We start from the raw sequence: 26,066 nt of genomic DNA on the forward strand, positions 1-26,066 counted from the left end.
ATCTTCCTTTAAAAGTGTTGGGGCTGGGCGGGGCGGCTCAGTGAACCGATCCGGTGGGCAAGCAGGGTGCGCAGCGGGAACTCCCAGACCACGGTGTCGATCTGGGGATTGGCCAGTTGGTCGCTCTGCAGGAATTGGCTCATGGCTTCGAATGGCCCGCGGGCCTCGACGGCAACACTGAGCAGGTCGCGGTTCAGTGCTTCCTTGAGGAAACCGACGAAGTTCCAGTCATCGATCTTGCTGTAGCTGGTGCCGACCAGCAGCAGGCTCTGGTGTTCCTCGGCGAACAGCTCATCGGCGTTCTGGCTGGCCTTGAGGGTTTCGTAGACAGCGATCGAATTGGCACCGAACTGCGGAGCCAGGGGGCTTTGCCCGAACTGGATGTAGTTCATCAAATCGCCCTTGACGATTTTTTCCGCCACCTTGTTCGACACGTAACGTTCGTCACCGAGCAACTCAGGCCGTTGGCGGGCCAGTTCATAAGCGGCCAGGCGGGCGCCTTCCGGGCTCCAGTGGGTGTCGGACTTGAGGAACAGTTCCGGCCCTTCCAGGTGCTGCAGAAAGCTTGAACGCACCGGTGTGACGACGATTTGTCGTGCCTGGAGCTGGCCGACGAAACGGTCATACAGGCTCACTACCCGCGGGTCGAAGGGGTGTTGGGTGTGGGCCGCATAGATGTCCAGCTTCATGGGCAACGGCAGTACGATCAGCTGCTTGTTGTGCTGTTTGAGTTGCTGCTCGACTGCGGCAATCTGTGCCAGTTGCCCCTCAATGTTGGCGTCCAGGTCGTTGGGTACGCGGTACTCCTGGTTGGTGTAGAGCCAGCCGTCCTTGCCCAGCACCACACCTTTGGTGCCTTCGCCAAACAGTTGGTACTGGGCGTTGGCCCACAGGGCTACCGAGGGTTCGCGCAGGAAGAAACGCTTGTCGTAGGCCTGCTCGAACTTGCGCAGCAACTTGCCGTCGACGAACAGCGTCCAGGCGTCGCTCTGGTTTTTTGCGAAACTGAAAACGGGCGGTAGCGAGTAGATGAACATGCCCGCCAACACCAGGCAGAACAGAATGCCGTTGACCTTGCTTGCCGAGTTGAACACCGGGTACATGGCAGTCTCCTAGAACTGGAAGTACAAGAAGGGCGAGAAGGAGTGCGCCGCCAGGCTGCTCAGCGCCAGGCCGAACCCGCACCACAGCAGCACGGCCTTGAGGCCGCCGACGTGGCGCATGAAGTAGTGCTCCTTGTTGCCGGCGTAGTAGCGCACGTTGTTGCTCCCGGCCAGGATCAGCCAGCACAGCGCCACCGCGGCGAAGGACATAGCCATCTTCGACGCGCCGAGGACGTACAGCTCCAGTGAGCCGAGGCCGTTGAAGCCGAACAGTGCCTGGTAGATGGCCAGGCTATGGCGCAGGTCGTTGGTGAAAAACAGCGGCATGCTGAGGATGATCAACAACGCCGTGCGCAGGTTGCGGCCCAGGTGGTAGGGCGTGGTGATCTTGGTCGCCAGGTCGAATTTGCGCTCGATCACCATGCCGAAACCGAAGAACAGCCCCCAGCAGATGAACGCGAAGCTGGCGCCGTGCCACAGGCCCGACAGCAGCATGGTGTAGACCAATGCGGGCAGGGCGCCGGCAATGCGTTTGCGTACCAGCGGCATGTACACGTAGTCACGCAGGAAGTGCGCCAGGGTCATGTGCCAGCGGGCCCAGAACTCGGTGATGCTCTGCGAGACGTAGGGCTGGTTGAAGTTCTCCGGAAAACGAAAGCCCATCATCAGGGCCAGGCCCAGGGCCATATGGCTGTAGCCCGCGAAGTCGAAGTACAGCTGCAGGGTCGAGATCACCAGGCCGAACCAGGCATCGCTCAATTGCAGGGTGCCTTCGCTGACGAACAGTACGTTGATCGGCGCCAGTTGGTCGGCGATCAGCACTTTCATGATGAATCCGAGCATGAACCGGCACACGCCCAGTGAGAACAGCTCCAGCGAATGGGTCCGCTGGCGCAGTTGTGGGGCCAATTGGCTGTAGCGCAGGATCGGCCCGGCAACCAGGTGAGGGAACAGTGCAACGAACGCAGCAAAGTCGATGAAGTTGTTGGTCGGCGTGGCGTCCTTGCGGTAAATGTCGACGATGTAGCTCAGGGCATGGAACACATAGAAGGAGATGCCCAGCGGCAGGAAAATCGTCTCCAGGGTAAAGGTATTGATGCCCAGCGGTGCGAGCAGGGCGGCCAGCACTTCGGCGCCGAAGTTGGCGTACTTGAAGTAGCCCAGGGTCGACAGGTTGCCGATGATGCCGATCCACAACAGACGAAACGCCCAGCGTTTGTCGCCGGCATCCAGGCGCGCCTTGATGCGCAGGCCGAACCAGTAGTTCCAGTAGGTGATGGCGACGAACAACAGCAGAAAGTCCGGGCGCCACCAGGCGTAGAAGATGTAGCTGGCGGCCACGATCACCGTTGAACGCCACTGCGGCCGGGCAAGGAAGTACACGGCCAGGAACAGCGGCAGGTAAAGGAACAGAAAGACGTTGGAGGCGAAGATCATCTCGGGGCCCGTCCTTAGTAGCTGATCACGACGCCGAGCGTCAGCTGATAGTCATCGCCGGTGTCCAGCGCGTTACCTGCATTCAGGTAGCTGGCGCTGACCAGGGTGTTGACGTCCAGGTGTTTGCCGTCGATGGCCACGGGAAACATTTTCCAGTAGTAGTTCAGGTCGAGCATCTGCCCGACGGTCTTGCCACCGGTATGGGTGCCTTGGGTGATAGCCTGATTACGCGCACTGCGCTGATCACCGTCGATGCGGATCGGCAGGGTGCCTTCGGCGTCGCGCAGCTTGAGCTCGGTGAGCCTCAGGTCCAGGGCACTGCGTGGGGTTGGCTGGGTTTCCAGGGCAAAGCCGTAGTAACTGAGGTTGCGCAGGTCCAGGCTGACGAACGAACTGGTCAGACGGGTGCTATAGGAGCCTTGGCGGGTGATACGGTCAGACTGGATGGTGTTCAGGCGAAAGCCGTCGTTATCATCGCTGGGCTTGTCGGTCAGGCCACCGCGCAATGCCAGGCGTGGGGTCCAGGGCAGGTCGTGGAAGCGCTTGCCAATCTCGCCCAGTGCCGCCCAGCCACGGGTACTGTTGCCGGTGCTGGTAATACCATTGCCGTCGGTGTTGTCGATCTTGCCATCAAGCCCGGCCAGCTCCAGGTGGTAGTCGCTGAACAGCGGGCTGACCTGCAAGTCATCGGCCTTGAAGAACAGCCCGTAGCGCATGCCCTTGAAGTCGTAGCGGTCTTCAGGGTCGTGGCCGCTGTGGTCGTCCTCATGCATCAGGCGTACGCCCGCCCAGTTACGCTCGCTCCAGCGGTAGGCATACTCACCCATCAGGTAGGTGGTGCGCTCTTCGCTGTCGGCCAGGGTGTTGACGTCACTGTTGTAGTTGTAGAACTTCTGCGCCACGGCGAGGAAGCCATGGGAAAAGGTGTCGTTGTAGTTGAAACGCAACGACTCAAGGCTGTCATCCCACCAGATCCCGTAGTCGTCAAAGTAGCGCTGGCGGCCTGCCGACAGTGAAAAACGCGGGTCGTCACCCAGCAGGTTGCGTTTGACGTAGAGCTCGCGCAGCTCGGCGTACCAGCCTTCGGGCTGCTCGCGGTCGAAGCTGTTGGCGTTTTCATTTTGCACGCTGATTGCCTGGCTGGAGTCATAGTCCAGCCACAGGCGGCCGTAGACCTGCCACTTGGCCCAGCGCTTTTCCGGTGAGTACCAGGCGAACGAGGGCTCGTAGCGCAGGCTGTAGAACATCTCGCGACTGCGGCCGACCTGGGAGTTTTCCGGGCCGTAGCCGGTTTGCACGGTGAGCTTGTTGAAGAACTCGGAGGTAATCAGCGGCTCGCTGCCATCGCTGGCGGCAACCCGTACCGGTTCACTGCTGTCGGCTTCCGGGCCGGTGATTTCTTCGGCGGCCAAGGCTGCGTAAACAGGGGTCAGGGCGAGCAGGGCGCCGAACAGGGAATGGTGCGCTTTCACAGGGTAGCCTCCTTCAACAGATCGTTACGGGCCACCAGGGCGCGTTCGATGTCATCCTTTTTCAGGGTTTTTTCCAGGCGTTTGAGCAGGCTGCGGGCGCCGTTTTCGCCCAGGTCCAGAGCGACCCGTGCATAGGTGTAGGCCTTGACCGGGTCATGACAGATCGCCCGGCCATACGCATGCAGGGTCGCCATGCGGTACCAGGCCGCGGTGGAGCCGTCTTGTGCCTGTTGCTGGAAAATCGCCAGGGCTTTTTCCTGGTCGGGCTCGTCCTCGACCCCCTTGCTGTAGTACTCGCCAAGCAGCAGTTGGGCATCGGGGTAGTGGCTGGCGATCAGTTCATCGATCAGTGCACGGGCTTTGTCCGGGTCGAGGGTGAGCCAGTTGTTGACCATGTAGAACGAGGCTTGCAGTGCCTTGGCCCGGGTTGGCTCCCGGGTCTTTACCTGGTCGATCAGGCTTTGGGTTTCCTCGGCGTTGTGCTCGGTCGGGTTGGAAATCATGTAGTTGGCCTTGGACACCATTGCCGGGACGAAACCGCGCTCCACCGCGTTGTCACGCCAGCGGTGAGCTTCGGCGGTGGCAAGATCAAGGGCTTCGGCCTCGGCCTTTTCCTGGGCCAGTTGCTGTGGGCTCGGTTGGGCTTTGTCCGGGCCCATGCCGTTGGCCTGGCGCTCGTAGCGGTCGGCGTCCTGTTCGGCGCGGCGCACGCTGGTGATGCTGTCGAGCAGCGAACCGATACGGTGAACGATGTCCACCGGCAGTTGCGGCCGCTCGGCCTCCAGGGTTCGGGCGAAGGCCGGGAAGGCCGTGTCCTGATCCTCGCCAAGGAAGCGGTAATAACGGTCGATGGCCCGTATGTCGGTCCGCACCGCCTGTTGATAGCCTCGCTCGGCCGCGGCACGATCGCCCTGGCGCTCGGCCAGAACAGCGCGGTACAACGCCGGGCGGCAGTTGAGCAGGCACGACTGCTCATACAGGCCAAGCACCTGCGCCGCTTCATGGGTTGGCACCAGTTCCGGGTACACCAGGAACACTTCCAGGGTTGTGCTGGCGTTACGCGGGTCGAGGTTGCTCGGGTAGCGCGTCAGCGCCTGTTCAACCCAGGCGCGCTGGCCCTGGCGCAGGCTCGGGCTGCGGTCGAGCAGGCGCGCCAGTGAAGCCAGCGCCGGGACCAGCCCGCGCCCGTCGGCAAAGGCTTCGCGGTACAGACGAATCACTTCCTGGCGGCTGGCACCTTCACTGCTCGACAACAGGTCGCCCAGCAACAGCTTGGACGCCAGGTCACCACGCTCGGCCAGCACGCGCAGATCAGCCGTGACCTCGGCGCTGGGGTCTTTGTACAGCGCATAGCGGATTTGCTCCAGGCTCTGCCCGGCCAACGCCGGGGCAGTGCAGGCCAGGGCGCCGAGCAGCAACCAGGTGGGCGTCATCGGTTTCATCGCTCGGCCCTTAGCGCGACAGTGACGGCAGACCGAGGAACAGGTCTACTGACACCGGTTTCAGATAGGCCTGGGCTGGCAAGCGCGTGTCCGGACGGATCGTCAGGGCCAGGTTCTTGTTCAGCTCATCCACCCGCGAGTCCACCACCGTGCCGGTGAAGCGCTCGTCGAGGCCGAACACCTGCAGGTCGACCGAGGTCACCCGGGAGATGTCGGCGAGCTTGTCGAACGGCACGTTGGCGGTGACGAACAGGTCTTCGTTTTTCGGCAGCAGGTGCATGAGTGGCGCCTGCTTGTAGCCGAAGCCGTCCAATGGCTTGCTTGGGAAGTACACCTGGCAGTCGCACGGGCTGTTGATCACGGTTTCGATGGTGGCGCGACCGAGCAGGGTTTGCAGGTCGCCGGGCGACAGGTCGGCGACTGCCTTCATGTCGGCCGGGCTGGTAAAGCTGGTCGCCAGTTGCGTTGAAATGCTCGCCACCGGCTCGCCGGCCTTGACCTCGGTCTGCCCCGGTTGCAGCAGGAACTTCACATAGCCGTTGTCGGGCATGCTGATGACCTGGGCATTGGCCGACACCTGGGCTTGCAGCGCCGGGATGCGAAACAGCAGCAGGTAGCTCTTGTAGGCAACAAAGCTCAGCGCGGCGATCCCGGCGGCGGTGTACAGCAGGGTGCCGGTCATGGCCTTGAGGCGGTCGCCGGCTGAACGCGCGCTGGCATAGGTGTGCTTGCGTTCCTTGATGTAGTTCTCGCGTTGCATCACGTTGAACAGGCCATTGATGTCGGCGATTTCGCCGGACATGTAGGCGGTGATGATGTAGCGCAGGATGTCGCGCTTCTGGGTATCGAGGTCGACGAACTGTGCGCCGACCTCCTGGCCGCGCTGGGACACGATCTTGACCTTGCTGTCGATATTCAGGTCGATCTGATTCAGTCGCAGCTTGATCGAGGCGTTGTACAGGCTGCCGATCTTCAGCGGGTCTGCATGAACCAGGCCGATACCGCCCAGGGAAATGTCCTGCAGCGTGCTCTCGAATGAGGGTTGGCCCGTTGCGCTGAGCAGGACCCGGGCATTGAGTTTGGTGCGCACGTACTGACGTTCGTCGATCGCTTCATGGACCACATTGGCCGGTACTGTTGGGGTGCTGGAGCTACTCATGACAGGCGCCTTTCCTTAACGTTGCGTGAGTTCGAGAAGAACCGAGATGACCCCGAAGAAGATCGCGATGGAGGAACACAGCATCGCTTTGGAGGACCAGCGGTTCAGGGCTGCATCGAAGTTGACGCTGCCGTTGCTTAATGTGGTTTTTTGTCGGGTCCAGCGCTGTTGGTCCATGTGGAACATTGCATAAACCTTCATCACCGAGCCGACGATCTGGTTGTAATAAAGAACGAACGGGTACACCGGGCTTACCGGGTGCCCGGCAAACAGGAACATCACCGTGACCAGGGTGCGCGACAGCAGCACCCAGAACAGGTACACCAGCAGGTACTGGATGCCGAACACCAGGCCGGCCACCACCGATGCAGTCAGGCCCATCAGGCATGTCCACATCGATACCCGCTGATCCAGCAGCACATACAGGGTGAACAGCCCCAGTCGCGCTCGCCCGAGCAGGTGGGTGGCGCGGAAGTTCTGCCGCAGCGAGTTGCCGTACCAGCGGAACATCAACTGCCGGGTTGCACGCCAGAAGCTGTTGTCTGGCGGATGCTCCACGGTCAGGGTGTTGCTGTCGGGCACATAGAAGGTGTCCCAACCCGCACGCATCAGGCTCAACCAGGATGACTTGTCGTCACCGGTGAGGAACTGGAAGCGGCCCAGGCGCCAGTGTTCGAGGAAGTCGGCTTCGACATCCCTGATGAACTCGGGGTCGGTCATCACACTGGCACGGAAGAACGACAGCCGCCCGGTCAGGGTCAGCACGCGGTGCGACAGGGCCATCGAGCACATGTTGATGTGCCGTTGAACAAAACGCATCGAGTGCCATTCGCGCATCAGGCGGCTGCCTTCGACCTCGCAGAACTCGTTGGTGGTCAGGCCGCCGACATTGGGCAGGTAGGCAAACAGCTTGACCGCACGTTCGACACAGCCGGGCAGCATCATGGTGTCGCCATCGACCACGCCGACCACCGAGTCTTCCATGGGCATCTGCCGCGACAGTGCGCGAAAGGCATGCGCCAGGCCATCACGCTTGCCGGTGCCGCGGGCGCGGACGATAACCAGCTTGATGTCGTCGCGGCCCTTGACCTCGTTACGCATGATGTCCTTGATGAAGTGCTCGTCGCCTTTCTCGACGATCGAGGCGATGACCGTGCACGGTACCTTGAGCCGCTGCACTTCCTGGAATACTGACTGGTAGACCTTGAAGGTGGTATGGGTCGGGATACGGAAACTGGTGACCACCATGAACATGTGGGCTGGCAGTGCTGCATCGCCCATGCGCTCGACGGCCTTGCGAATACGTGGAAACTTCCAGTGCAGGAAGTACATGCCGCGCAGGTAATGGACAATGGCGTTGCCATAGCGCCACATGCCCAGGGTGCCGATGATGAAAATGAACAGGTGGTGATTGGGGTCCAGGTATTGCGGTGCAACCATTTCCGAGGCCAGCGCGACCAAGCCGAACAGGCAGGCCCAGGCGCAGAAGCGTGCGCTTGCCCTGAGCATGCCTGAGTGACTCGCAGGTTGGCCTGACTGTCGTTCCATGTGTTCGTCTCTCCTTGATGGTGGCGGCGCCTGCCGGCGACACGGCTGCACGTCGCCATCCCGCGAGGCGGGCGGACGATGGCAGGTCGTGTCAGTTGATGGCGGGTGCCGGCTGCTCTCTTGGCGGAGCGTTCAGGCTTACCAGCAGATCCCTTCACGGGAAGCGTCGCTGGTATGCGGCATGAAGCCGACCAGATCGACGATCTGCTTGTTGTCGTTGCGCTCCAGCGCCAGGGCGAAACGGTTGTCGTTGTTACCGAGCACGATCACGTCCGAGTCGTCGATGACCTGTTGCAAGTCGTTGCAGAGCAGTGAGGAGACGTGCGGGATTTTCCCTTCGATGTAATCGCGGTTGGCGCCGAATACCCGCGCGTACTCCACGTTGGCGTCGTAGATGCGCAGGTCATAACCTTTGCCGATCAGCATTTCGGCCAGCTCTACCAGCGGGCTCTCGCGCAGGTCGTCACTGCCAGCCTTGAAGCTCAAGCCGAGCAGGCCGATACGACGTTTGTCGAAACCGGTCACCAGGTCGAATGCGTTCTGCACCTGGCTGCGGTTACTGGCCATGATCGAGGCAAGCAGTGGGTGTTCGACGTCCAACTGGCCGGCGCGGTAGGTGAGGGCGCGAACATCCTTGGGCAGGCACGAGCCACCGAAGGCAAAGCCGGGTCGCAGGTAATAGCGTGACAGATTGAGTTTGTGGTCCTGGCAGACCACATCCATCACTTCACGGCCGTCGACGCCCGAGGCCTTGGCAATGTTACCGATCTCATTGGCGAAGCTGACCTTGGTCGCATGCCAGACGTTGCAGGTGTACTTGATCATTTCGGCGACTTCGATCGACTTGCGAATCACCGGTGCGTCCAGGCCCTCGTAGAGCGATTGCAGCAGCTCGCCAGACTGGCTGTCGAGCTCACCGATGACGGTCATCGCCGGGAAGTCGTAGTCGTTGATCGCCGTACTTTCGCGGAGGAACTCCGGGTTCACCGCGACGCCGAAGTCGACACCGGCACGTTTGCCGGACGTGGCTTCAAGCAGCGGGATCACCACATTCTTCACTGTTCCGGGCAGCACGGTGCTGCGTACCACGACGGTGTGCCGCGAGGGCTTGTCACGCAGCGCTTCACCGATCTGGCGACACACAGCCTCCATGTAGACCAGGTCCAGGTCGCCGTTCTTCTTGCTCGGGGTACCAACGCAGAGCAGTGACAGGTCGGTTTCCAGAACTGCGGCCTGAACATCGGTCGTGCCACGCAGCAGCCCTTTGCGCAGGCCCTCCTGCAGCAATGCCTCAAGGCCAGGCTCAACGATGGGTGACTGGCCTTGGTTGATCATCTCGATCTTGGCCTCGGAGATATCGACACCGATCACCTGATGTCCGCGTGCCGAAAGGCAACCGGCACAGACAGCCCCAACATAACCCAATCCAAAAATACTGATATGCATAGTTCCCTCTCTCCCGGTTCATCGACTGATCCGGGATCGTTAGTTAGACATGTTTATAGGGCGGCAGGCGCACGCTGACAGACAGCGCGAAGTTGTATTGCGCAGGCGGTTTTTCTGTCTTTTTTACATCCTATAAGACGACTTTTAATACTTGCAAGTGGCGAGTGCCTACAAAGTTGATGAGTGGTCAAATTAAATCAGTTAAGTGTAAAAAACCTTTTTAAATCAATGACTTAAAGTTTGATGTAAGTTGGGCGTCAAAAAATTGAAGGCTTTTTCGTGGTGGTTTGTTGGCGTCAAAATGTCTGCTTAAGGCGTTTTTTGGCCTGAAACATTGAGGTGTGTTCATTTTTTTGGCGCGTGCGCTCGCGCAGTGTCAGTGCGCGCAGTTCATGTGTTTTTTATAGTGTGTGGTGGGCTGCTGCAGCTAACTTCGATAACATTCAATACTCTGTAATACCGCTGTGATAGGGAACTTCTGCGGTGCCAGAATTAATGTTCAAACACTAACGGTGTGTGGGAATGAGTGGCGTCATGTCGGGCTGTCACGGGCTGGCTTGTGTTGCACGCTGCATCGCGTGCATAGTTCAGCAGCGCTTCATTACCTATTGTTATTTTCAGGGAGCCCCCTTGGGGGTGTCGTGTAAGGGATTTTGTATTCAGATGACTGGAATCGGTTCGCGTATCAGGGAAGAAAGAGAGCGGCTTGGGCTGACTCAGCGTGCTTTTGGCGACATCGGTGGTGTCGAGCCCAATGCTCAGGGCAAATACGAGAGTGGTGAGCGAACGCCCAAGCTGGACTATCTGGCTGCCGTGGCAGGGCGCGGTGTCGATGCCTTGTATGTGCTCAGCGGGGTGCATACCCCGGTGACGGCCAAGGGCTTGTCGTCTGCTGAAAGCCAGGTGCTCGATTGTTATCGCACGTTGCCGCAGGCCGATCAGGAGGCGGTGCTGCAGTTGCTTCACAGCCTGTCCAGGGGGCTGCAGCGGCCTGCTGTGGGTGTAAGGAAATTGACGTCGGTATCGTGACGCTTTCCGTTAGGATTCGTACCGGGTTTTTTGTTAGAGTGGCGGGATCCAATTTAAGACCGTAACGCGAGGTGTCAGCTTGATTAGGGTCCTGGTGGTCGATGATCACGATCTGGTGCGTACAGGCATTACCCGAATGCTGGCTGATATCGACGGTCTTCAGGTGGTCGGCGAGGCGGATTCGGGCGAGGCTTCATTGAAGGTCGCGCGTGAGTTGAAACCGGATGTCGTCCTGATGGACGTCAAGATGCCGGGTATCGGCGGCCTTGAAGCCACCCGCAAGCTGCTGCGTAGCCACCCTGATGTGAAAGTGGTAGCGGTAACGGTCTGTGAAGAGGACCCGTTCCCGACGCGTTTGCTGCAGGCGGGGGCTGCTGGCTACCTGACCAAGGGCGCTGGGCTGGATGAAATGGTTCAGGCCATACGCCTGGTGTTTGCCGGGCAGCGTTATATCAGCCCACAGATCGCCCAGCAGCTTGCACTCAAGCCGTTCCAACCGCAGGGTTCGCCTTTCGACGCGTTGTCCGAACGAGAGATCCAGATCGCGCTGATGATCGTCGGTTGCCAGAAGGTACAGATCATTTCCGACAAGCTGTGCTTGTCGCCGAAAACCGTGAACACGTACCGTTACCGTATCTTTGAAAAGCTTTCGGTCACCAGCGACGTCGAACTGACGTTGCTGGCGGTCCGCCATGGCATGGTCGACGCCAATCTCTGAACATGATCCCTGTTTTTGACTCAAGCGCCTTCCTGGCGACCTGCAGTGGTCGCCCGGGCGTCTATCGAATGTTCGACGAGGACGCGCGCCTGCTTTATGTAGGCAAGGCGAAGAACCTCAAAAAGCGCTTGGCCAGCTATTTCCGCAAGACCGGTCTTGCGCCGAAAACGGCAGCGCTGGTGGGCAAGATCGCTCAGGTCGAAACCACCATTACCGCCAATGAGACCGAGGCGCTGCTGCTGGAGCAGACGCTGATCAAGGAATGGCGGCCGCCTTACAACATCCTGCTACGTGACGACAAATCCTACCCCTATGTCGTGCTTTCCGAGGGTGAATACCCGCGCCTGGGCATTCACCGTGGTGCCAAGAAGGCCAAGGGCAAGTATTTTGGGCCCTATCCCAGCGCCGGAGCCATTCGCGAGAGCCTGAACCTGCTGCAGAAAACCTTTCTGGTGCGCCAGTGTGAAGACAGCTATTACAGCAACCGCACGCGGCCTTGCCTGCAATATCAGATCAAGCGTTGCAAGGCCCCGTGTGTCGGTCTGGTTGAGCCGCAGGTGTATGCCGAGGATGTACGTCACTCGGTGATGTTCCTGGAAGGGCGCAGCCACCAACTGACCGATGAGTTGAGTGCGGCCATGGAGCGTGCCGCCATGGCCCTGGAGTTCGAGCGCGCGGCTGAGTTGCGCGATCAGATTGCCTTGCTGCGGCGGGTCCAGGACCAGCAGAGCATGGAGGGCGGTAGCGGTGATGTCGATGTGATAGCCGCGTTCGTCAACCCGGGTGGTGCCTGTGTACACCTGATCAGTGTGCGCGGCGGGCGAGTGCTGGGCAGCAAGAACTTCTTTCCGCAGGTGGGTATTGAGGAGGACGTGGCCGAAGTCATGGCTGCGTTTCTCTCGCAGTATTATGTGGCGAACCCTGAACGCGACCTGCCGGGCGAGTTGATCGTCAACGTGGTGCATGAGGACTTCGAGGCGATCACCGCCGCGATCCATAGCCTGCGTGGCCGCGAGTTGAGCATCAGCCACCGGGTTCGCGGCACGCGCGCGCGCTGGCAGCAACTGGCGGTTACCAACGCCGAACAGGCGCTGATGGCGCGCTTGGCCAACCGCCAGCACATGGCGGCGCGATTTGAAGCACTGGCTCAGGTGCTCAAGCTCGACGAGATCCCTCAACGACTGGAGTGCTACGACATCAGTCACTCCAGCGGTGAGGCGACCGTGGCGTCCTGCGTGGTGTTCGGGCCGGAAGGCCCGCTCAAGTCGGACTACCGTCGCTACAACATTGAAGGCGTGACGGCTGGCGACGATTATGCGGCCATGCACCAGGCCTTGACCCGACGCTTTGCCCGGCTCAAGGAAGGCGAGGGTAAACTGCCCGATATCCTGCTGGTGGACGGCGGCAAGGGCCAACTGAACATGGCTCGGGATGTACTGCAGGAACTGGCCGTACCCGAGCTGATTCTGCTGGGCGTGGCCAAGGGCGTTACGCGTAAGGCCGGCTTTGAAACCCTTTACCTGAATGATGCCGCCCACGAGTTCACGTTGCGCGGGGATTCCCCGGCGTTGCACCTGATCCAGCAGATTCGCGATGAGGCCCACCGGTTTGCCATCACCGGCCACCGTGCCCGACGCGGCAAGGCGCGGCGTACCTCCAGCCTTGAAGGTGTTGCCGGGGTAGGGCCCAAGCGTCGTCGCGACCTGCTCAAACACTTCGGTGGGCTGCAGGAATTGGCCCGTGCCAGCGTAGAAGAAATCGCTAAAGCACCCGGAATCAGTAAAAAGCTCGCTGAGTCGATTTATGACAGCCTGCATAGCGAGTAGAATGCCCGCTCACTTTGCAGCCAGTTGTGCCGATGAATATTCCTAATTTGCTTACCGTTCTTCGCGTCCTGCTCATACCGATCTTCATTTTGTTGTTCTATATGCCTTACCACTGGAGCTACCTTGCCGCCAGCACGGTCTTTGCCATTGCCGCAGCGACCGACTGGCTGGATGGCTACCTGGCCCGGCGCCTGCAACAGAGCACACCGTTCGGTGCGTTTCTCGACCCTGTTGCCGACAAACTGATGGTTGCGGTAGCGCTGGTATTGCTGGTTCAGGTGCATGCCAACTTGTGGCTGACCTTGCCCGCGGCGGTCATCATCGGGCGCGAAATCGTTGTCTCGGCGCTGCGCGAGTGGATGGCCGAGCTTGGCGCCCGCGCTCATGTAGCGGTGTCGAACCTGGGCAAATGGAAGACCGCCGCGCAGATGCTGGCGCTGGTGATCCTGTTGGCCAACCCGCCGGTGCTCAACTTCTGGGTGGTGCTGGGTTATTCGTTGCTGATGATCGCTGCGGGCCTGACCCTGTGGTCGATGCAACAGTACTTGCGGGCGGCCTGGCCACACCTGCGGGACGGTTCAGAAAAAAAATAAAACTTTTTTGAATCAAAGGCTTGACGAGGTTTTTAAAATCGCTAGAATAGCCTCCATCAAGACGACGCGGGAATAGCTCAGTTGGTAGAGCACGACCTTGCCAAGGTCGGGGTCGCGAGTTCGAGTCTCGTTTCCCGCTCCAAATTTGGTGCAGCGAATCTTGATAGCTTCATAGAAAGGTGCGCTGCACATGAAAAACCCCAAGGTGAAAGCCTTGGGGTTTTTTGTTTTGCGGTATATCACTCGACTTTTATCCGGATCGCCTTGGGCGGCGAGATGAGGCTGGCACAGTCAGCCATCACGCCTCACTAGCAGCAGACAGTCCAGAGCGGCCATTGTTTAAGGCGATGGCTGGCAATGACTGCCTCGCCACCGCTGAATGACCGTCGCGTCAGGCTGGCACGTAGGGGGGATAGTCGACATAACCCTTGGCGGTGCCGCCGTAGTAGGTGTCGCGATCTGGCGTCGACAAAGGCCAGCCGTTTTTCAAGCGTGCGACCAAATCAGGGTTGGCAATGAACGGTTGTCCGAAGGCCGCCAGATCGATCAGCCCTGCATCAACCAGATCTTGGGCGCGTTCCAGTGTCATGTCACCGGCAAGAATCAGCGCTGTTTGGCCCAATTGCGCTTTGCAGTGCTCCAGCAGTTCTCGCAGCGCTTGCTCCTGTGCAGTAGCACTTTCACTCGCCAGGAAGAAGTGTGTCTGATCCATGACGTGGACATAGGCGATCCCACGCGTGTTCATGCCTGCGCAGAGTGCCGAGTAGGTCTCGTCGATCTCGGGGTAGAGTGGCATGTCGAAGAGCTGCCCGTACGGAGAGATCCGAATACCTACCTTGTCTGCACCAATTCTGGAGCAAACGGCATCAACCACTTCAAACACGAAGCGCAGGCGGTCTTCCAGGCTTTTCGCTGAATAGCGGTCGGAGCGGTCATTGACCAATGGGTTCAGGAACTGCTCGATCAGGTAGCCGTTGGCGCCATGAATTTCCACGCCATCGAAACCGGCAGCAATTGCATTCGCTGCGGCTTGCGCAAAATCCTCAACGACTCGACCGACTTCCTCAGTAGCAAGAGGGCGGGGAGTCGACGTTGGGACAAATCCTGGTTCACCGTTCTGCGTGTATCCGAAGGCGATCGCGCCTTGCGCAACTTTGCTCGTAGCACTGACGGGCGCTTTCCCGTCGATCTGAATCGAGGTGTGGGAAACACGTCCAACATGCCACAACTGGGCAAAGATTTTGCCGCCCACGCTGTGGACTGAATCGGTGACCAGCTTCCAGCCCTGGATCTGGTCTTCTGTGAAGATCCCGGGATTGAAGAGATAGCCCTGGCCCTCGCGGGAGATCGGGGTACCTTCGGACACAATCAGGCCAGCAGTGCCACGCTGGGTGTAATGCAAGGCCACTTGTTCAGTTGCAATGTCCTCCGGTGCCCGTGACCGGGTCATCGGTGCCATGACGAAGCGGTTGTTCAGCGTCAAACCGTTCAGGTCATATGGGTCAAACAGGTCAATCATGAGTCTTGGCCTCCAGGTGGGGTAAAGCACTGCTATGGATGGCGCGATGGTAGGAGGTTGCGAAAAAGGTCACAATTAAGGCTAAAAGCAAAACACTATTGCTATAACAGCAATTTTTGAGTGTGCATTTGTTTGATTGCGTAAGGCTCAAAGCACGGCATCGGCTGAGCATTTGCGGGTCATCGCAGCCTCCCCGAGCCCCTGAAGGACACCTGACATGCATCTAAAAGCCCACAGGTTTTTCGCGATGGTTGCCCTCAAAGGCAGCTTTTCCGCGGCAGCCCGCCACTTCCAGGTGCCAGCCTCATCGGTTTCACGTTTCATCGCGGCACTTGAGCGTGAGGTAGGGCAACAGCTCCTGTATCGAAGTACTCGCGCGGTAAAGCTGACCGATGCGGGTGAGCGTTATTACCTTCAGATCAGGGAAGTTCTGGAGTTGCTGGACGCCGCGGATGAAGAAGTCAGCGGTAAAGGAGGTGACATTGGTGGCCTGGTGCGGATCAATGCACCTGTCGCGCTGGGCCATCTTCACATCGTGAAGCTCCTCAATGGTCTTTATCTGCAATACCCCGAACTGACCGTGGAGCTGGCTGTCACCGATGCGTTCATTGATCCCGTACAGGAGGGCGCCGATATCACATTCCGAGTCGGGCATTTAGAAGACTCGGGTTTGATCGGACGGAAAATCTGCGACCAACGCTACATACTCTGCGCGAGCGCAGAGTATGTGGAGCGGTATGGGAAACCTTCGTCGCCGCAGGCGCTGCGAAACCATTCCTGTCTCGTCTACAAAGGAACGGGTGGAGCGCAGCGCTGGTATTTTCGTCGTCCTGAGAGCGAGGCAGTAGAAATCATTGATGTTCATGGTCCACTCCGTAGCAACAACGCTGAGGTGCTGGTGGCAGCGGCATTGGCTGGAAGGGGGATCGTATTTTTTCCTTCCTGGCTGTTCAGCAAAGAGTGCTTCAGGAACAAAGAGTTGATCCGGCTTCTGCCCGAATGGGAGGGCTCCGTGGAGGCGATGCCAAGTCAAATACACCTGATATCCCCCGAGAACCGGCTTCGCTCGCGAAAAGTGCGATTGGTTTGGGATTACTTTCTGAACGCCATTGGCACGCCGCCTTATTGGGATGACTTGGAGTGACAACTCGGCTATGTGCACGCGCTATGGATGTCACCCATTCTTGTGCGCGGGGCGCCGGGAGGTGGAAATGCCCCCGCAGGTCTATGATTGTGAAACCCGTGTATTGGCAGGCCACTGGCACCATTGGTGAAACCATGTCTGAGCGTCCCCACCCGTTGCAGAACCGTCTGCTGGCGGCGTTGCCTATTGAGGTGCAAGAGCGGCTGATTCCCCAGTTGGAGTTGGTCGTCTTGCCATTGGGCAAGGTTGTGTATGAGTCAGGTGATTCTCTTCAGTACGTCTATTTCCCTACCGACGCCATCATTTCCCTGCTTTACGTGATGGAAGATGGGGCCTCGGCGGAAATTTCTGTTGTAGGTAACGAAGGGCTCGTTGGCATAGCCGTGTTCATGGGCGGCGAAAGCACCCCGAGCCGGGCCATTGTGCAGAGTGCAGGGCATGCCTACCGGCTGGCGGGGCATCGTTTGAAAAGTGAGTTCAACCGGCATGGCGAGATGATGCAGCTGTTGCTGCGCTACACGCAGGCCTTGATTACTCAAATGGCACAGACCGCAGTGTGCAATCGCCATCACTCTATCGACCAGCAGCTGTGTCGTTGGTTGCTGCTGTCGCTGGATCGCTTGCCGAGTAATCAGTTGATCATGACCCAGGAACTGATTGCCAACATGCTTGGCGTTCGTCGCGAGGGCGTCACGGAAGCTGCGGGTAAATTGCAGAAACTCGGGGTGATCGAGTACAGCCGTGGCCATATAGAGGTGTTGGATCGCGCGAAGCTCGAGGCGCTGTGTTGCGAGTGTTATGCCGTTGTAAAGAAAGAAACCGATCGTCTTCTTGCCCATACAGTCCTTAGCTATACCACATCGCACTGAACAGGCTCAACGGCCCGGCTTGAGGTGAGCCCTTCAACGAAGGTTCTCAAGGCAGTCGCTCCCAGACCTCGGTATTGGCCAACTCTTCGTCGGTAACATGTCGTGTTTTTCCGTACAAAGGGTTCAGCTCGTAGCAGCCGGTCTGTTCGTAGAGGGCCGAGTAGCGAATGCCGCTTAGCTTGTTGAGGTAACGTACCAGTGGATGGCACTGCGCATTGATGCGCGTTACTGCGAGTGAATCAGTCATGGTGTTCATGATTACGCCTGTTGCAGCGAATGCTGCTTTTCCCTGGCTCCATTCTGGCCTTGTAGAGGGGCAGGGTATGTACGCCATCGCACACAGTGCTCTGGGCGTGATTTTCAGGCTTCGGTGTGGAGCGCGCAGTAGCATTCGCATGACGCAGCTTCCAATCCCTTGCGGTCAAGGATGGTAATGTCGCCACGGGAGTATCGAATCAAATTGCGCTGTTGCAGGGCTCCGGCAGCCAGGGTCACGCCACTGCGCCTTACGCCAAGCATGTTCGCCAGGAGCGCGTGCGTCAGATAAAAATGGTTGGCGTGTGCGCGGTCATGAGTCATCAGTAGCCAACGCGCCAGGCGCGGCTCGATCTCATGGAAATGAGTGCAGGCTGCCGTTTGCGCCAGTTGCGTGAGGAACAGGTACAGGTACTGATTCAACCGTTGCAACAGCACGGGATGCTCGTGGAGCGCGATTTTCAGCTGTGCACACTCCATTCGCAGGCTGCTGCCGGCCCCTTGTACGATCGCCCGCATGGGGGCGGTGTTGGCACCTAGTGCAAGGGTCGCACCGAGCATGCCTTCGTAGCCGACCAGACCTATTTCAAGGGGTGGATGGCCACGTAGCGTCGTCATCAGGGAAATGAATGCGGTGCTTGGGAAGTACACATGCAGCAGGGGCTGGCCAGGTTCACACAGCACGGTGCCAAAGGCCAGGTCGACCTGCTGGCACTGATCCAGTATCGGGTTGAGGTCCTTTTCAGGCAGGCCCTTAAGCAGGTGGTTCTCCACCTGCCGTGGTGTTTTGGCTGGCACGGGATTGTCCTGCAGCACGGTGACAGTGACGAGAGCGGTGCTGTACGGCCTCGTGCAGAAAGTTTGGGCAACGTTTGCCTGACCGTCTGTTCGCTACAGCACGTACTCGCCTGTTTTCCAGAGCGCTTTCAGTGGCGCCCACGTTCAACAGGCTCGGCGCAAAAGACCCTGACGTCTGTGCGGCACCGTACAGAACATTGTCTGCCAACGGCTCAAGCTGATTGTGTCAGATCGCTGTGCGCGCGCGACAGCGATAAAGCCTGTTCTTTTCTTTCGCGCGCTCGAGGAAGCAGCCATGAGCGTGGGCACAATTCTATTAATCATCTTGATCCTGCTACTGATCGGCGTGTTTCCAAGCTGGCCGCACAGCAGGAACTGGGGATACGGACCGACCGGCGGGTTGGGTATCGTGGTGATCATTCTCATCGTGTTGCTGCTGATGGGGCGGTTGTAACCGACTGACGGATGTCAGTCGCACAGCCCACGATCACTTCCTTTCTATTTCGGGTATTGGAGTTCAGCAATGAAACATTCACTACGGTTACTGTTTTCGATGGCTTTTGTCGTCCTGTCATTGGCATCGGCAGGGCTCATTAACAGTGCCAGTGCTGCAACGGCCGCGGACCTGGACAAAGACTCCCAACAGGCCTTGCAGATGCTCTACAAGGCAGACCCATTGGCTCAGACCCTGTCGCGCACCGCCAAGGCTGTGCTCGTGTTCCCCAACATCGTCAAGGCCGGCCTGGTGTTTGGTGGCAGTTATGGTGAAGGCGAGTTATTGATCGGCTCCAAAGTGGACGGCTACTACAACTCGGTGACCGGCTCCTGGGGGCTGCAGGCAGGTGCCCAATCCTACGCTTATGCCGTGTTCCTGATGACCGACAAAGCCCTGCAGTATGTGCGCGACACGAAGGGCTGGGAGGTTGGTGTCGGGCCTACCGTCGTCGTCGTTGATCAGGGCGTGGCGAAAAATCTATCGAGTTCATCGTTGCAGCACGATGCCTATGCGTTTGTCTTTGATCAGCAAGGGTTGATGGCGGGTATCAGCATTGAGGGCACCAAGATTTCCCTCATCAAGCGCTAGCCCAGCGTGCGCCCCGATCCAGCGTCAATATCGGGGCGTTCACCTCAGGAGCACTGCCCATGAACACCTTGACCATAGAAGGTTGGTACAAGACCAGTAGCGATGCACCCCCCATCGAGCTGGGGCAAATTCATTTTCACGTCAGTGGCGCGGATCATGTTCGCCTTGAGGCGGCTGAAGAGCAGTTGAAAAAGACCAACGTGCCCGAGGTGATGGTTGATGTCGACATCAGCCAGATGGATTTGATCATGCCTCCGGAGTGTGGCCCGTTGTCGGATTGCCAGTTTCGCATTTACTTGAGTGCACGTGACCAACGCGGTCAGTTTCATTTGGTCGGGCACCGTGCCGCTGACGGTGCTCTGGTCTATAGCAATGCGGTCATGGTTGATCAATTGGGGTGATGCCCGGTCGACGAATTCCAGGCTGTCGTTGCCAGCAATCAGATTGTCATAAACGAAGGAGGGCGCACGACGAGCGCGGTGCTGCACTGGGCGGAAGATCCAGAAAGTCTGCGATCTGGTCAATTACCGAACACAGTTGTTCGACATGATCTAAGCTCCTCAAAGGTTGGCTTTACGAGCAGGGGTCTCAATGCGAAGCACACCTGAAAACAGTCTGAAAAGTGCGCTGAAAACCTGTCGAGACAGCTTTGTTTTTGTTGGTTTTGCCAGCTTTTTTATCAACGCACTGATGCTCGTTCCTACCTTCTATATGCTTCAGGTATATGGCCGAGTGATGAGCAGCGGAAGTCTGACGACCCTGGCAATGCTGACGCTGATCATGACCGGGTTGTTGCTCACGCTCGGTTCTCTGGAGTGGGTTCGTTCGCGCATCATGGTACGGGTCAGTACCCGGCTGGATGTGTTGCTCAGCCGCCAAGTCTATAAAGCCAGTTTCAAACGGGCTTTGGACAGTGGCGGCATGGATGCTTCGGCACAGCCGCTCAACGACTTGACGGGCTTGAGGCAGTTTCTCTCCGGTAATGGTTTGTTCGCCTTCTTCGACGCCCCCTGGTTGCCGATTTATATCGCGGTGATGTTCCTGTTTCATCCCTGGTTTGGCTGGGTAGCGACAGGCAGTGCGCTACTGTTGTTATCACTCGCATTTCTCAATGAGAGGCTGACGGGGCCGGCACTGGCCCAGGCCAACAAGGAACATATCGGCGCGACGCTCTACACCACGAAGAACCTGCGCAACGCAGAGGTGATCGAGTCCATGGGCATGCTTGAAACCCTGATGGATCGTTGGGGGCGTCGGCAAAGAAACGTTCTGTTGTTGCAGTCCATGGCAAGCGATAGAGGGGCTATTGTCAGTACGCTTTCCCGGACTTTCCGGCTCCTGGTGCAATCATTGGTGCTGGGGCTGGGGGCGTACCTGGCGGTGGACCATCAGGTCGGAGCCGGTATGGTGTTTGCCGGGGCCGTGCTACTGGGGCGTGCGCTGGCCCCCATTGATCTGATCATCGGCAGTTGGAAAGGCTTCATTGCGGCGCGTTCGCAATACCGCCGTCTGAACGACATCCTCGACAAGCAACAGACGCAACCCGAGCGTATGTCTTTACCTCCGCCCCAGGGGCACGTGCAGGTCGAGAATCTGGTTGTCGCGGCACCTGGCTCGAATACACCTATCATCAAAAACATAAGCTTCAGCGTCCCTGCCGGTTGCGTGGTGGGAATCATCGGCCCAAGTGCCGCCGGCAAGTCGACCCTGGTCAGAGCATTGATAGGGGTGTGGGCGCCGCAGCATGGGGTCGTCCGGTTGGATGGCGCGGATATCAGCGCCTGGGACAAACAAGAGCTGGGCCCATATATCGGGTACTTGCCTCAGGACATTGAATTGTTCGAGGGCAGCATCGGCGAAAACATTGCCCGCTTCGCCGAGGTTGACTCGGCAAAAGTCATTCTGGCTGCCAAGACCGCTGGCGTTCACGAAATGATTTTGCTGTTGCCTGATGGCTACGACACTGTGATTGGCAGCGAGGGGGTCATGCTGTCGGGCGGGCAGCGCCAACGCATCGGATTGGCCCGTGCCCTGTATGGCAGCCCTAGGTTGATTGTGCTTGACGAGCCCAACTCCAATCTTGACGACGTCGGTGATCGTGCCTTGGCGGCAGCCATCCAGCAGTTAAAACAGACTGGTGCGACGCTGTTTGTGATTACCCACCGAACCAATATCGTGTCGCAACTTGACCGGCTCATGGTCATGAACGCTGGGGTTGTCAGCCTATTTGGGCCTCGCGACCAGGTGCTGGCCGAACTCAACGCAAGGCAACAGCAGGCACAACGGCATGCCATGCCTGCAGGTGCCAGTGTTGCTGCGGTCGATACCGGCAAGGATGAAGACAATGAATCCTAAGATGCCCGACCGGCAAATTGACAGTCTCGCCGACCTGCCAACGTCGGATCGTAAAGTACGCCGGTTGGGCGTCGCCATTGTCAGTGTGACTTTCGGCCTGTTCGGCACTTGGGCGGCTTTCGCGCCCCTCGACGGGGCCGCTTATGCGCCGGGTGTGGTCACGGTGCAGACTTACCGCAAAACCGTCCAGCATCTTGAAGGGGGCATTGTCAAAGAGGTACTGGCCCATGACGGCGACATCGTCAAACGCGGTGACCCGCTGATCATTCTTGATGATGCCCAACTGCGCTTTGAATACGAGATGACCCGAAGCCAGTTGGTCGCGGCCAAAGCCATGGAGGCAAGGCTTATCGCCGAGCGCGACACGCTGTCGGCGATCGGTTTTGGTGACGTGGTCGATCCCACGAGTTCGCGCGGTATGGAAGCGCGCCAGAGCGAGACCCAGGTATTCAATGCTCGACAGGGCTCGCGGCTGGGCCAGATAGCAGTATTGCGGGAGCGCATCGGCCAGTTGCAGCAACAGGTCAAGGGGCTGGAATCGATGATCGACGCCAAGATGCATCTGGAGAAATCCTACAGCGCTGAAATCGATGAGTTGACGGACCTGCTCAAGCAGGGGTTCGTTGATAAACAACGTCTGCTCGAGCAGGAACGCAAACTGGGGATGCTCAGGTCTGAGGTGGCGGATCACCGTTCCACAATCAACCGTACGCGTCTGCAGATCAACGAAACACAGCTGCAGATTCTGCAGATCGACAAGGATTTCAATGCCGATGTGGTCAAGCAGCTGGCCGAGGTTCAGACCAAGATATACGACTTGCAGGAGAAAACCTCGGCTCTGGAAGACCGGCTCAGCCGTATCGTCATCCGCGCACCCGACGCAGGCATGGTGATTGGCATGACGGTGCACACCATTGGTGGTGTCGTGCGCCCGGCAACGCCACTGCTGGACATCGTTCCATCGATTTCCGAGCTGATCATAGAGGCTCAGGTGACGACGCTGGATATTGACCGTATCGCCATCGGCAAGCGTGCCGATATCCGTTTCAGCGCGTTCAACAGCGCGACCACACCGGTGATCGAAGGCGAGGTCACCGGTGTATCGGCTGACAGGCTGACCAATGAGAAGACCGGGGCCGCCTATTACCTGGCTCGGGTTCGGGTAACCGAGAACGGCGTGCGTACCTTGGGTGAGCGCAAGTTGTTGCCTGGGATGCCGGCGGACGTGTTGATCATCACGGGCCAACGCACGCTGTTGCAGTACTTGATGCAACCGGCTCGCAACGCTCTCTCTCAATCGATGATCGAGGAATGACCGTGGGCACGTCGGCCATTTTGTTGGGTAGTGCGTTCATGGTTGCGGCGGGCGTTGCCTTGGCGCAAACCCCTGCTGTCGTATCGAAAGGGGTCAGTGCCTCGACGTTTTCCACCGACCTTGTACAGCTGTATCGGGAGGCGCGGTTGGAGGATCCGCAGGTACTGGCCTCTTTTGCGCGAGCCCAGGCGGGTCAGGAACATCAGCGCGAGGCCCTGGGAGCGCTATTGCCGCAAGTGTCGATTAATGCAGGGATGAACCAGATTCACCAGGAAAACGACCTGATACAGCAGAGTTACGATAGCGAGAGCTACAGCCTGGTGTTGCGTCAGTACCTCTATAACAAGGCCGCGTGGGAGAACTATAAAAAATTTCAAAGCCTGGCCAAGCAGTCCGAATCGGAAGCGCTGGATGCCCAGGCGGAGGCGACAGTGGAATTGGCGAGGCGTTACTTCACGGCATTGGCGGCAGAGGATGAGCTGGAGTTAGTGATAGCGGAGCGTCTAACCACGCAAAAAAGTCTGGACCGGATCAACGTGTTGTACGAGAAGCAGTTGGCCTTGATTACGGATCAGCTTGACCTCAAGGCCAGGGTGGATTTGCTCGCGGCGCAGGAGCTGGATGCCCGTAACCAAGCCATTATCAGCCGCGAATCACTGGCAGAGATTGTCGGTCGCCCCGTCAAAGAGAGGCTTAATCGGATTCGTGATGACGTGCAACTACAGGTTTCTGCGCAGAGTCTGGAAACCTGGGTTCGCGAGGGAATCGCGTCAAACCCTGCGCTCAAGGCTCGCGAGAGCGGGGTCGAAGCAGCGAACGCCGCGTTACGCAGTGGCAAGGGCGGGCACTATCCGACCTTGAGCCTGAGCCTGAGTGCTCAACAGACCAACGAAGGTTACAACAATTCCCTGACGCCACGTACTGACAGTTATGTTGCGGGCGTTGGCATTCAGGTGCCGCTGTACAGCGGCGGCTCGACCTCGGCGCGGGTCCGTGGGCTCTATCAGGATCAAGTGACTGCCGAGCAGGAACTGGAAGCGATCCGGCGTCGGGTGGTCAAGGAGATCACCAGCGCATACCTCACCGCCAGTTCGAACGGTGAAAAGATCGAGGCGAACCGCCTGGCGTTGGCCTCTGCACAGTTGTCGAGGGTAGCCGCAGAGAAAGCGCTGAACTATGGAATGGTCAATGCCGTCGATGTACTGGCCAGCGTGCGTAACGAGTTTCGCGCTCGGCGTAACCTGCTCAAGACGCAATACGAGTTCCTCAGTAATGTGTTCAGCCTCAATCGCTGGGCGGGAAAGCCGTCGGCCGAAAGTGTCGAAAGTGTGAATGGCTGGTTGAGTCCCCGCAGCGCTGGCCAGGATGTCGTGCGTCCCTGATCTCGCCAAGCCACGACCGTCTCTTGTAAGCACTTTTGTTGGATAACTGTCCCGTTACCCCTTCCGATTCCGATTGAACCTTCACGTTGGCCATCCTTCGCTCAAGCCGGCATTCATCCGCACGTTCATCCAAGTGGCGTGACGGTTGGCCAGTACAGAGGCGCCGAGCGGCGGCACTGCACCATGCCCCTACAACCCACATTAAACGCGTTTGGCGTGCCCGTGCGCGTACCCAGGGCCGACCAGAGGGGCTCGTTGAGGCAGGGTTTGACGTTAAATTGACGCCATCGTTTTTTTGTACATTTTCACCCGCCATTCGTCGGTTGATTGACGTTTTTGGGCGGGGCAGGCTGTGGCTGCAGGCCGTCGCTGGTGAGCCTAAGGTCTTGATTTTGCGAGACTAGAGTACGTTTTGAGAGCATCGGTCGAGCGACGTGTAGGAGGGGTGAGTCGGTGGCTGGCGGTTAGGTGGGCTGGCAGCATACCGTGCTGGCCTAGACTCAGTTTACCGGCTTAGGGAGCACATCATCATGCGCAAGCTATTGATAGCTATTCCTATTTGTGTTGTTTCGATGCCGTTGTCCGGCTTATGGATATATTTGCAGCCCCTGCTGGTGCAGCCGGTGGAAGCCCATGCTTTCAACATGTGGGCGGGTACCGTCTTTCAATAGGGGGCAGAAAGAGAATGCCTGAACACAGAAAACCAATACGGGTGATGCTGATCGATTGTCGCCCTCTTGTTCTGATGGGCCTTCACGATTTGATCAATGCCAGAAAGCCTCGGATGGAAGTGAGCGGCCAGGCCACCACCTACACCAATGCGCTGGACCTTGCCGATCAGTTGCGCCCAGACGTTATTTTTTTCAGTTTCTTTCCTGATGCGCTTAACCCGCTGGAGGTTGTCTCGGGGCTCACCCGCAGCGCGGAAATGAAGGTGCTGGTGCTCAAGGGTTTGTACGAATCCATTCCCGTTGCCCAGGCGATAGAGGCGGGCGCACGCGGTATCGTGCTTGCGGAAGACCCGACGGAGTCGATCATCCAGGCCATCATCAAGGTTCACCATCGCAACATCGGGCTGGATAGGGCGTGGGCCGGTGGGCTCTCCGGCTATGCCGCGACCGGGCATATACCCTTGAGATGCAATCTGGAACAGGCGAAACAGGCGCGGCTGACACTGCGCGAGCGGGAACTGATTCGCGCCATTGTGGATGATCCGTCTGCCAAATACATGGGCATCGCCGAGCGCCTGGGCATTAGCGAACACACGGTACACAACCACCTCAGCAACATCTATCAAAAGCTCGATCTCATCAATCGAATCGATTTGCTCATGTACGCAATGAAACATGGGCTCACCAGCAACGGAGAGCCGCCTGAGTCCACGTGAGTGGAGTCGGATTGAGCTTCACGCAAGAACCGCGACCTGAAACGGCTATGGGTGCATGGCGCGCTGCTGTGTTGCCGTTCTTTGTTGTGGCGCTTGACCATCCAGAGCGGGTTCGGCCATGCAGGTCTTGTATTCGATTGCCAGGAAGCAATGCGAGGGTGGTTTCTACGCCACCCTCGCATCCT

General features: G+C 58.5%; 24 protein-coding genes and 1 tRNA gene. 15 read left to right on the top strand and 10 right to left on the bottom strand.

The features are described 5' to 3' along the window. Window positions 1–8: 8 nt before the first annotated feature. From UIA24_RS14205 to UIA24_RS14235, 7 genes are all read right to left on the bottom strand, one after another. A complete protein-coding gene (locus UIA24_RS14205; protein ID WP_099774255.1) occupies window positions 9–1,103 on the bottom strand; it encodes an alginate O-acetyltransferase in 1,095 nt (364 codons plus the stop codon). A gap of 9 nt (window positions 1,104–1,112) precedes the next feature. Then, window positions 1,113–2,540 carry an MBOAT family O-acyltransferase gene (locus tag UIA24_RS14210; protein WP_102053422.1) on the bottom strand — a complete coding sequence of 476 codons (1,428 nt, stop codon included), beginning with the start codon at window positions 2,538–2,540 and terminating at the stop codon, window positions 1,113–1,115. A gap of 14 nt (window positions 2,541–2,554) precedes the next feature. Then, window positions 2,555–4,012, bottom strand: a complete 1,458-nt coding sequence (locus UIA24_RS14215) for an alginate export family protein (protein ID WP_330523123.1) — start codon at window positions 4,010–4,012, stop codon at window positions 2,555–2,557. Then, window positions 4,009–5,454 carry a tetratricopeptide repeat protein gene (locus UIA24_RS14220; RefSeq protein WP_065760789.1) on the bottom strand — a complete coding sequence of 482 codons (1,446 nt, stop codon included), beginning with the start codon at window positions 5,452–5,454 and terminating at the stop codon, window positions 4,009–4,011. Before UIA24_RS14220 ends, UIA24_RS14215 begins: the two co-directional genes overlap by 4 nt. A 10-nt stretch (window positions 5,455–5,464) precedes the next feature. Continuing rightward, window positions 5,465–6,613, bottom strand: a complete 1,149-nt coding sequence (locus tag UIA24_RS14225) for a PilZ domain-containing protein (protein ID WP_065760790.1) — start codon at window positions 6,611–6,613, stop codon at window positions 5,465–5,467. Window positions 6,614–6,628: 15 nt separating this feature from the next. After that, complete coding sequence (locus UIA24_RS14230; protein WP_065760793.1) at window positions 6,629–8,122, bottom strand: glycosyltransferase; 1,494 nt, start codon at window positions 8,120–8,122, stop codon at window positions 6,629–6,631. 177 nt (window positions 8,123–8,299) lie between these two features. After that, complete coding sequence (locus UIA24_RS14235) at window positions 8,300–9,607, bottom strand: nucleotide sugar dehydrogenase (RefSeq protein ID WP_102053420.1); 1,308 nt, start codon at window positions 9,605–9,607, stop codon at window positions 8,300–8,302. A gap of 663 nt (window positions 9,608–10,270) precedes the next feature. Here UIA24_RS14235 and UIA24_RS14240 point away from each other — a divergent pair. The 5 genes from UIA24_RS14240 to UIA24_RS14260 all read left to right on the top strand — a co-directional run bounded on the left by UIA24_RS14240 (window position 10,271) and on the right by UIA24_RS14260 (window position 13,915). Next, window positions 10,271–10,636, top strand: coding sequence for a helix-turn-helix domain-containing protein (locus tag UIA24_RS14240; RefSeq protein ID WP_330523125.1), 366 nt, complete (start codon window positions 10,271–10,273; stop codon window positions 10,634–10,636). Between the two features lie 79 nt (window positions 10,637–10,715). Then, entirely contained in the window at window positions 10,716–11,354 is a 639-nt protein-coding gene (gene gacA, locus UIA24_RS14245) for a response regulator transcription factor GacA (protein WP_099774263.1), read from the top strand. Between the two features lie 2 nt (window positions 11,355–11,356). After that, entirely contained in the window at window positions 11,357–13,180 is a 1,824-nt protein-coding gene (gene uvrC / locus UIA24_RS14250) for an excinuclease ABC subunit UvrC (RefSeq protein WP_065761977.1), read from the top strand. 32 nt (window positions 13,181–13,212) lie between these two features. After that, complete coding sequence (pgsA, locus tag UIA24_RS14255) at window positions 13,213–13,773, top strand: CDP-diacylglycerol--glycerol-3-phosphate 3-phosphatidyltransferase (protein ID WP_065761978.1); 561 nt, start codon at window positions 13,213–13,215, stop codon at window positions 13,771–13,773. A 66-nt stretch (window positions 13,774–13,839) separates the two neighbouring features. Beyond that, window positions 13,840–13,915: transfer RNA gene (locus UIA24_RS14260), tRNA-Gly, on the top strand. Window positions 13,916–14,164: 249 nt separating this feature from the next. Here the strand turns inward: UIA24_RS14260 and UIA24_RS14265 are convergent. After that, entirely contained in the window at window positions 14,165–15,292 is a 1,128-nt protein-coding gene (locus tag UIA24_RS14265; protein WP_442963034.1) for an alkene reductase, read from the bottom strand. A gap of 217 nt (window positions 15,293–15,509) precedes the next feature. Between UIA24_RS14265 and UIA24_RS14270 the strand changes: the two genes are divergently transcribed. Together UIA24_RS14270 and UIA24_RS14275 are read left to right on the top strand one after the other, a co-directional pair. After that, window positions 15,510–16,436, top strand: a complete 927-nt coding sequence (locus tag UIA24_RS14270) for a LysR family transcriptional regulator (RefSeq protein ID WP_330523126.1) — start codon at window positions 15,510–15,512, stop codon at window positions 16,434–16,436. A gap of 134 nt (window positions 16,437–16,570) precedes the next feature. Next, window positions 16,571–17,305, top strand: coding sequence for a Crp/Fnr family transcriptional regulator (locus tag UIA24_RS14275; protein WP_330523127.1), 735 nt, complete (start codon window positions 16,571–16,573; stop codon window positions 17,303–17,305). Window positions 17,306–17,351: 46 nt separating this feature from the next. Here the strand turns inward: UIA24_RS14275 and UIA24_RS14280 are convergent, their stop codons facing one another. Beyond that, a complete protein-coding gene (locus UIA24_RS14280; protein WP_330523128.1) occupies window positions 17,352–17,561 on the bottom strand; it encodes a hypothetical protein in 210 nt (69 codons plus the stop codon). A 104-nt stretch (window positions 17,562–17,665) separates the two neighbouring features. Further along, window positions 17,666–18,358 carry a Crp/Fnr family transcriptional regulator gene (locus UIA24_RS14285; RefSeq protein ID WP_330523129.1) on the bottom strand — a complete coding sequence of 231 codons (693 nt, stop codon included), beginning with the start codon at window positions 18,356–18,358 and terminating at the stop codon, window positions 17,666–17,668. A 295-nt stretch (window positions 18,359–18,653) separates the two neighbouring features. Between UIA24_RS14285 and UIA24_RS14290 the strand changes: the two genes are divergently transcribed. The 8 genes from UIA24_RS14290 to UIA24_RS14325 all read left to right on the top strand — a co-directional run bounded on the left by UIA24_RS14290 (window position 18,654) and on the right by UIA24_RS14325 (window position 25,881). Further along, window positions 18,654–18,812, top strand: coding sequence for a DUF3309 family protein (locus tag UIA24_RS14290; RefSeq protein ID WP_330523130.1), 159 nt, complete (start codon window positions 18,654–18,656; stop codon window positions 18,810–18,812). 69 nt (window positions 18,813–18,881) lie between these two features. Continuing rightward, a complete protein-coding gene (locus UIA24_RS14295; protein ID WP_330523131.1) occupies window positions 18,882–19,442 on the top strand; it encodes a YSC84-related protein in 561 nt (186 codons plus the stop codon). Window positions 19,443–19,501: 59 nt separating this feature from the next. Then, a complete protein-coding gene (locus UIA24_RS14300; protein ID WP_330523132.1) occupies window positions 19,502–19,843 on the top strand; it encodes a hypothetical protein in 342 nt (113 codons plus the stop codon). A gap of 190 nt (window positions 19,844–20,033) precedes the next feature. Continuing rightward, window positions 20,034–21,797, top strand: coding sequence for a type I secretion system permease/ATPase (locus UIA24_RS14305; protein ID WP_099774278.1), 1,764 nt, complete (start codon window positions 20,034–20,036; stop codon window positions 21,795–21,797). Window position 21,798: 1 nt separating this feature from the next. Beyond that, entirely contained in the window at window positions 21,799–23,112 is a 1,314-nt protein-coding gene (locus UIA24_RS14310; RefSeq protein ID WP_330523138.1) for an HlyD family type I secretion periplasmic adaptor subunit, read from the top strand. After that, window positions 23,109–24,494, top strand: coding sequence for a TolC family protein (locus UIA24_RS14315; protein WP_371917262.1), 1,386 nt, complete (start codon window positions 23,109–23,111; stop codon window positions 24,492–24,494). The genes UIA24_RS14310 and UIA24_RS14315 overlap by 4 nt, the downstream gene beginning before the upstream one ends. A gap of 530 nt (window positions 24,495–25,024) precedes the next feature. Next, window positions 25,025–25,165 (top strand): hypothetical protein, encoded by a 141-nt coding sequence (locus UIA24_RS14320; RefSeq protein ID WP_157767130.1) that lies wholly within the window; start codon window positions 25,025–25,027, stop codon window positions 25,163–25,165. Between the two features lie 14 nt (window positions 25,166–25,179). Then, window positions 25,180–25,881: a response regulator transcription factor gene (locus UIA24_RS14325; RefSeq protein ID WP_065760677.1), complete on the top strand. Its 702-nt coding sequence runs from the start codon at window positions 25,180–25,182 to the stop codon at window positions 25,879–25,881. The last annotated feature ends 185 nt before the right edge of the window (window positions 25,882–26,066 follow it).

The organism is Pseudomonas sp. AL 58 (assembly GCF_036348395.1).
GTDB classification, from domain to species: domain Bacteria; phylum Pseudomonadota; class Gammaproteobacteria; order Pseudomonadales; family Pseudomonadaceae; genus Aquipseudomonas; species Aquipseudomonas defluvii.

Bases quoted from the DNA above. Each gene is read 5' to 3' on its own strand.
- UIA24_RS14280 (WP_330523128.1), bottom strand. From the start codon at position 17,561: ATGAACACCATGACTGATTCACTCGCAGTAACGCGCATCAATGCGCAG.
- UIA24_RS14300 (WP_330523132.1), top strand. From the start codon at position 19,502: ATGAACACCTTGACCATAGAAGGTTGGTACAAGACCAGTAGCGATGCA.
- UIA24_RS14275 (WP_330523127.1), top strand. From the start codon at position 16,571: ATGTCTGAGCGTCCCCACCCGTTGCAGAACCGTCTGCTGGCGGCGTTG.
- UIA24_RS14270 (WP_330523126.1), top strand. From the start codon at position 15,510: ATGCATCTAAAAGCCCACAGGTTTTTCGCGATGGTTGCCCTCAAAGGC.
- UIA24_RS14310 (WP_330523138.1), top strand. From the start codon at position 21,799: ATGCCCGACCGGCAAATTGACAGTCTCGCCGACCTGCCAACGTCGGAT.
- UIA24_RS14225 (WP_065760790.1), bottom strand. From the start codon at position 6,613: ATGAGTAGCTCCAGCACCCCAACAGTACCGGCCAATGTGGTCCATGAA.
- UIA24_RS14205 (WP_099774255.1), bottom strand. From the start codon at position 1,103: ATGTACCCGGTGTTCAACTCGGCAAGCAAGGTCAACGGCATTCTGTTC.
- UIA24_RS14240 (WP_330523125.1), top strand. From the start codon at position 10,271: ATGACTGGAATCGGTTCGCGTATCAGGGAAGAAAGAGAGCGGCTTGGG.
- UIA24_RS14210 (WP_102053422.1), bottom strand. From the start codon at position 2,540: ATGATCTTCGCCTCCAACGTCTTTCTGTTCCTTTACCTGCCGCTGTTC.
- UIA24_RS14290 (WP_330523130.1), top strand. From the start codon at position 18,654: ATGAGCGTGGGCACAATTCTATTAATCATCTTGATCCTGCTACTGATC.
- uvrC (WP_065761977.1), top strand. From the start codon at position 11,357: ATGATCCCTGTTTTTGACTCAAGCGCCTTCCTGGCGACCTGCAGTGGT.
- UIA24_RS14230 (WP_065760793.1), bottom strand. From the start codon at position 8,122: ATGCTCAGGGCAAGCGCACGCTTCTGCGCCTGGGCCTGCCTGTTCGGC.
- UIA24_RS14220 (WP_065760789.1), bottom strand. From the start codon at position 5,454: ATGAAACCGATGACGCCCACCTGGTTGCTGCTCGGCGCCCTGGCCTGC.
- UIA24_RS14315 (WP_371917262.1), top strand. From the start codon at position 23,109: ATGACCGTGGGCACGTCGGCCATTTTGTTGGGTAGTGCGTTCATGGTT.
- pgsA (WP_065761978.1), top strand. From the start codon at position 13,213: ATGAATATTCCTAATTTGCTTACCGTTCTTCGCGTCCTGCTCATACCG.
- UIA24_RS14325 (WP_065760677.1), top strand. From the start codon at position 25,180: ATGCCTGAACACAGAAAACCAATACGGGTGATGCTGATCGATTGTCGC.
- UIA24_RS14320 (WP_157767130.1), top strand. From the start codon at position 25,025: ATGCGCAAGCTATTGATAGCTATTCCTATTTGTGTTGTTTCGATGCCG.
- UIA24_RS14235 (WP_102053420.1), bottom strand. From the start codon at position 9,607: ATGCATATCAGTATTTTTGGATTGGGTTATGTTGGGGCTGTCTGTGCC.
- UIA24_RS14295 (WP_330523131.1), top strand. From the start codon at position 18,882: ATGAAACATTCACTACGGTTACTGTTTTCGATGGCTTTTGTCGTCCTG.
- UIA24_RS14265 (WP_442963034.1), bottom strand. From the start codon at position 15,292: ATGATTGACCTGTTTGACCCATATGACCTGAACGGTTTGACGCTGAAC.
- UIA24_RS14305 (WP_099774278.1), top strand. From the start codon at position 20,034: ATGCGAAGCACACCTGAAAACAGTCTGAAAAGTGCGCTGAAAACCTGT.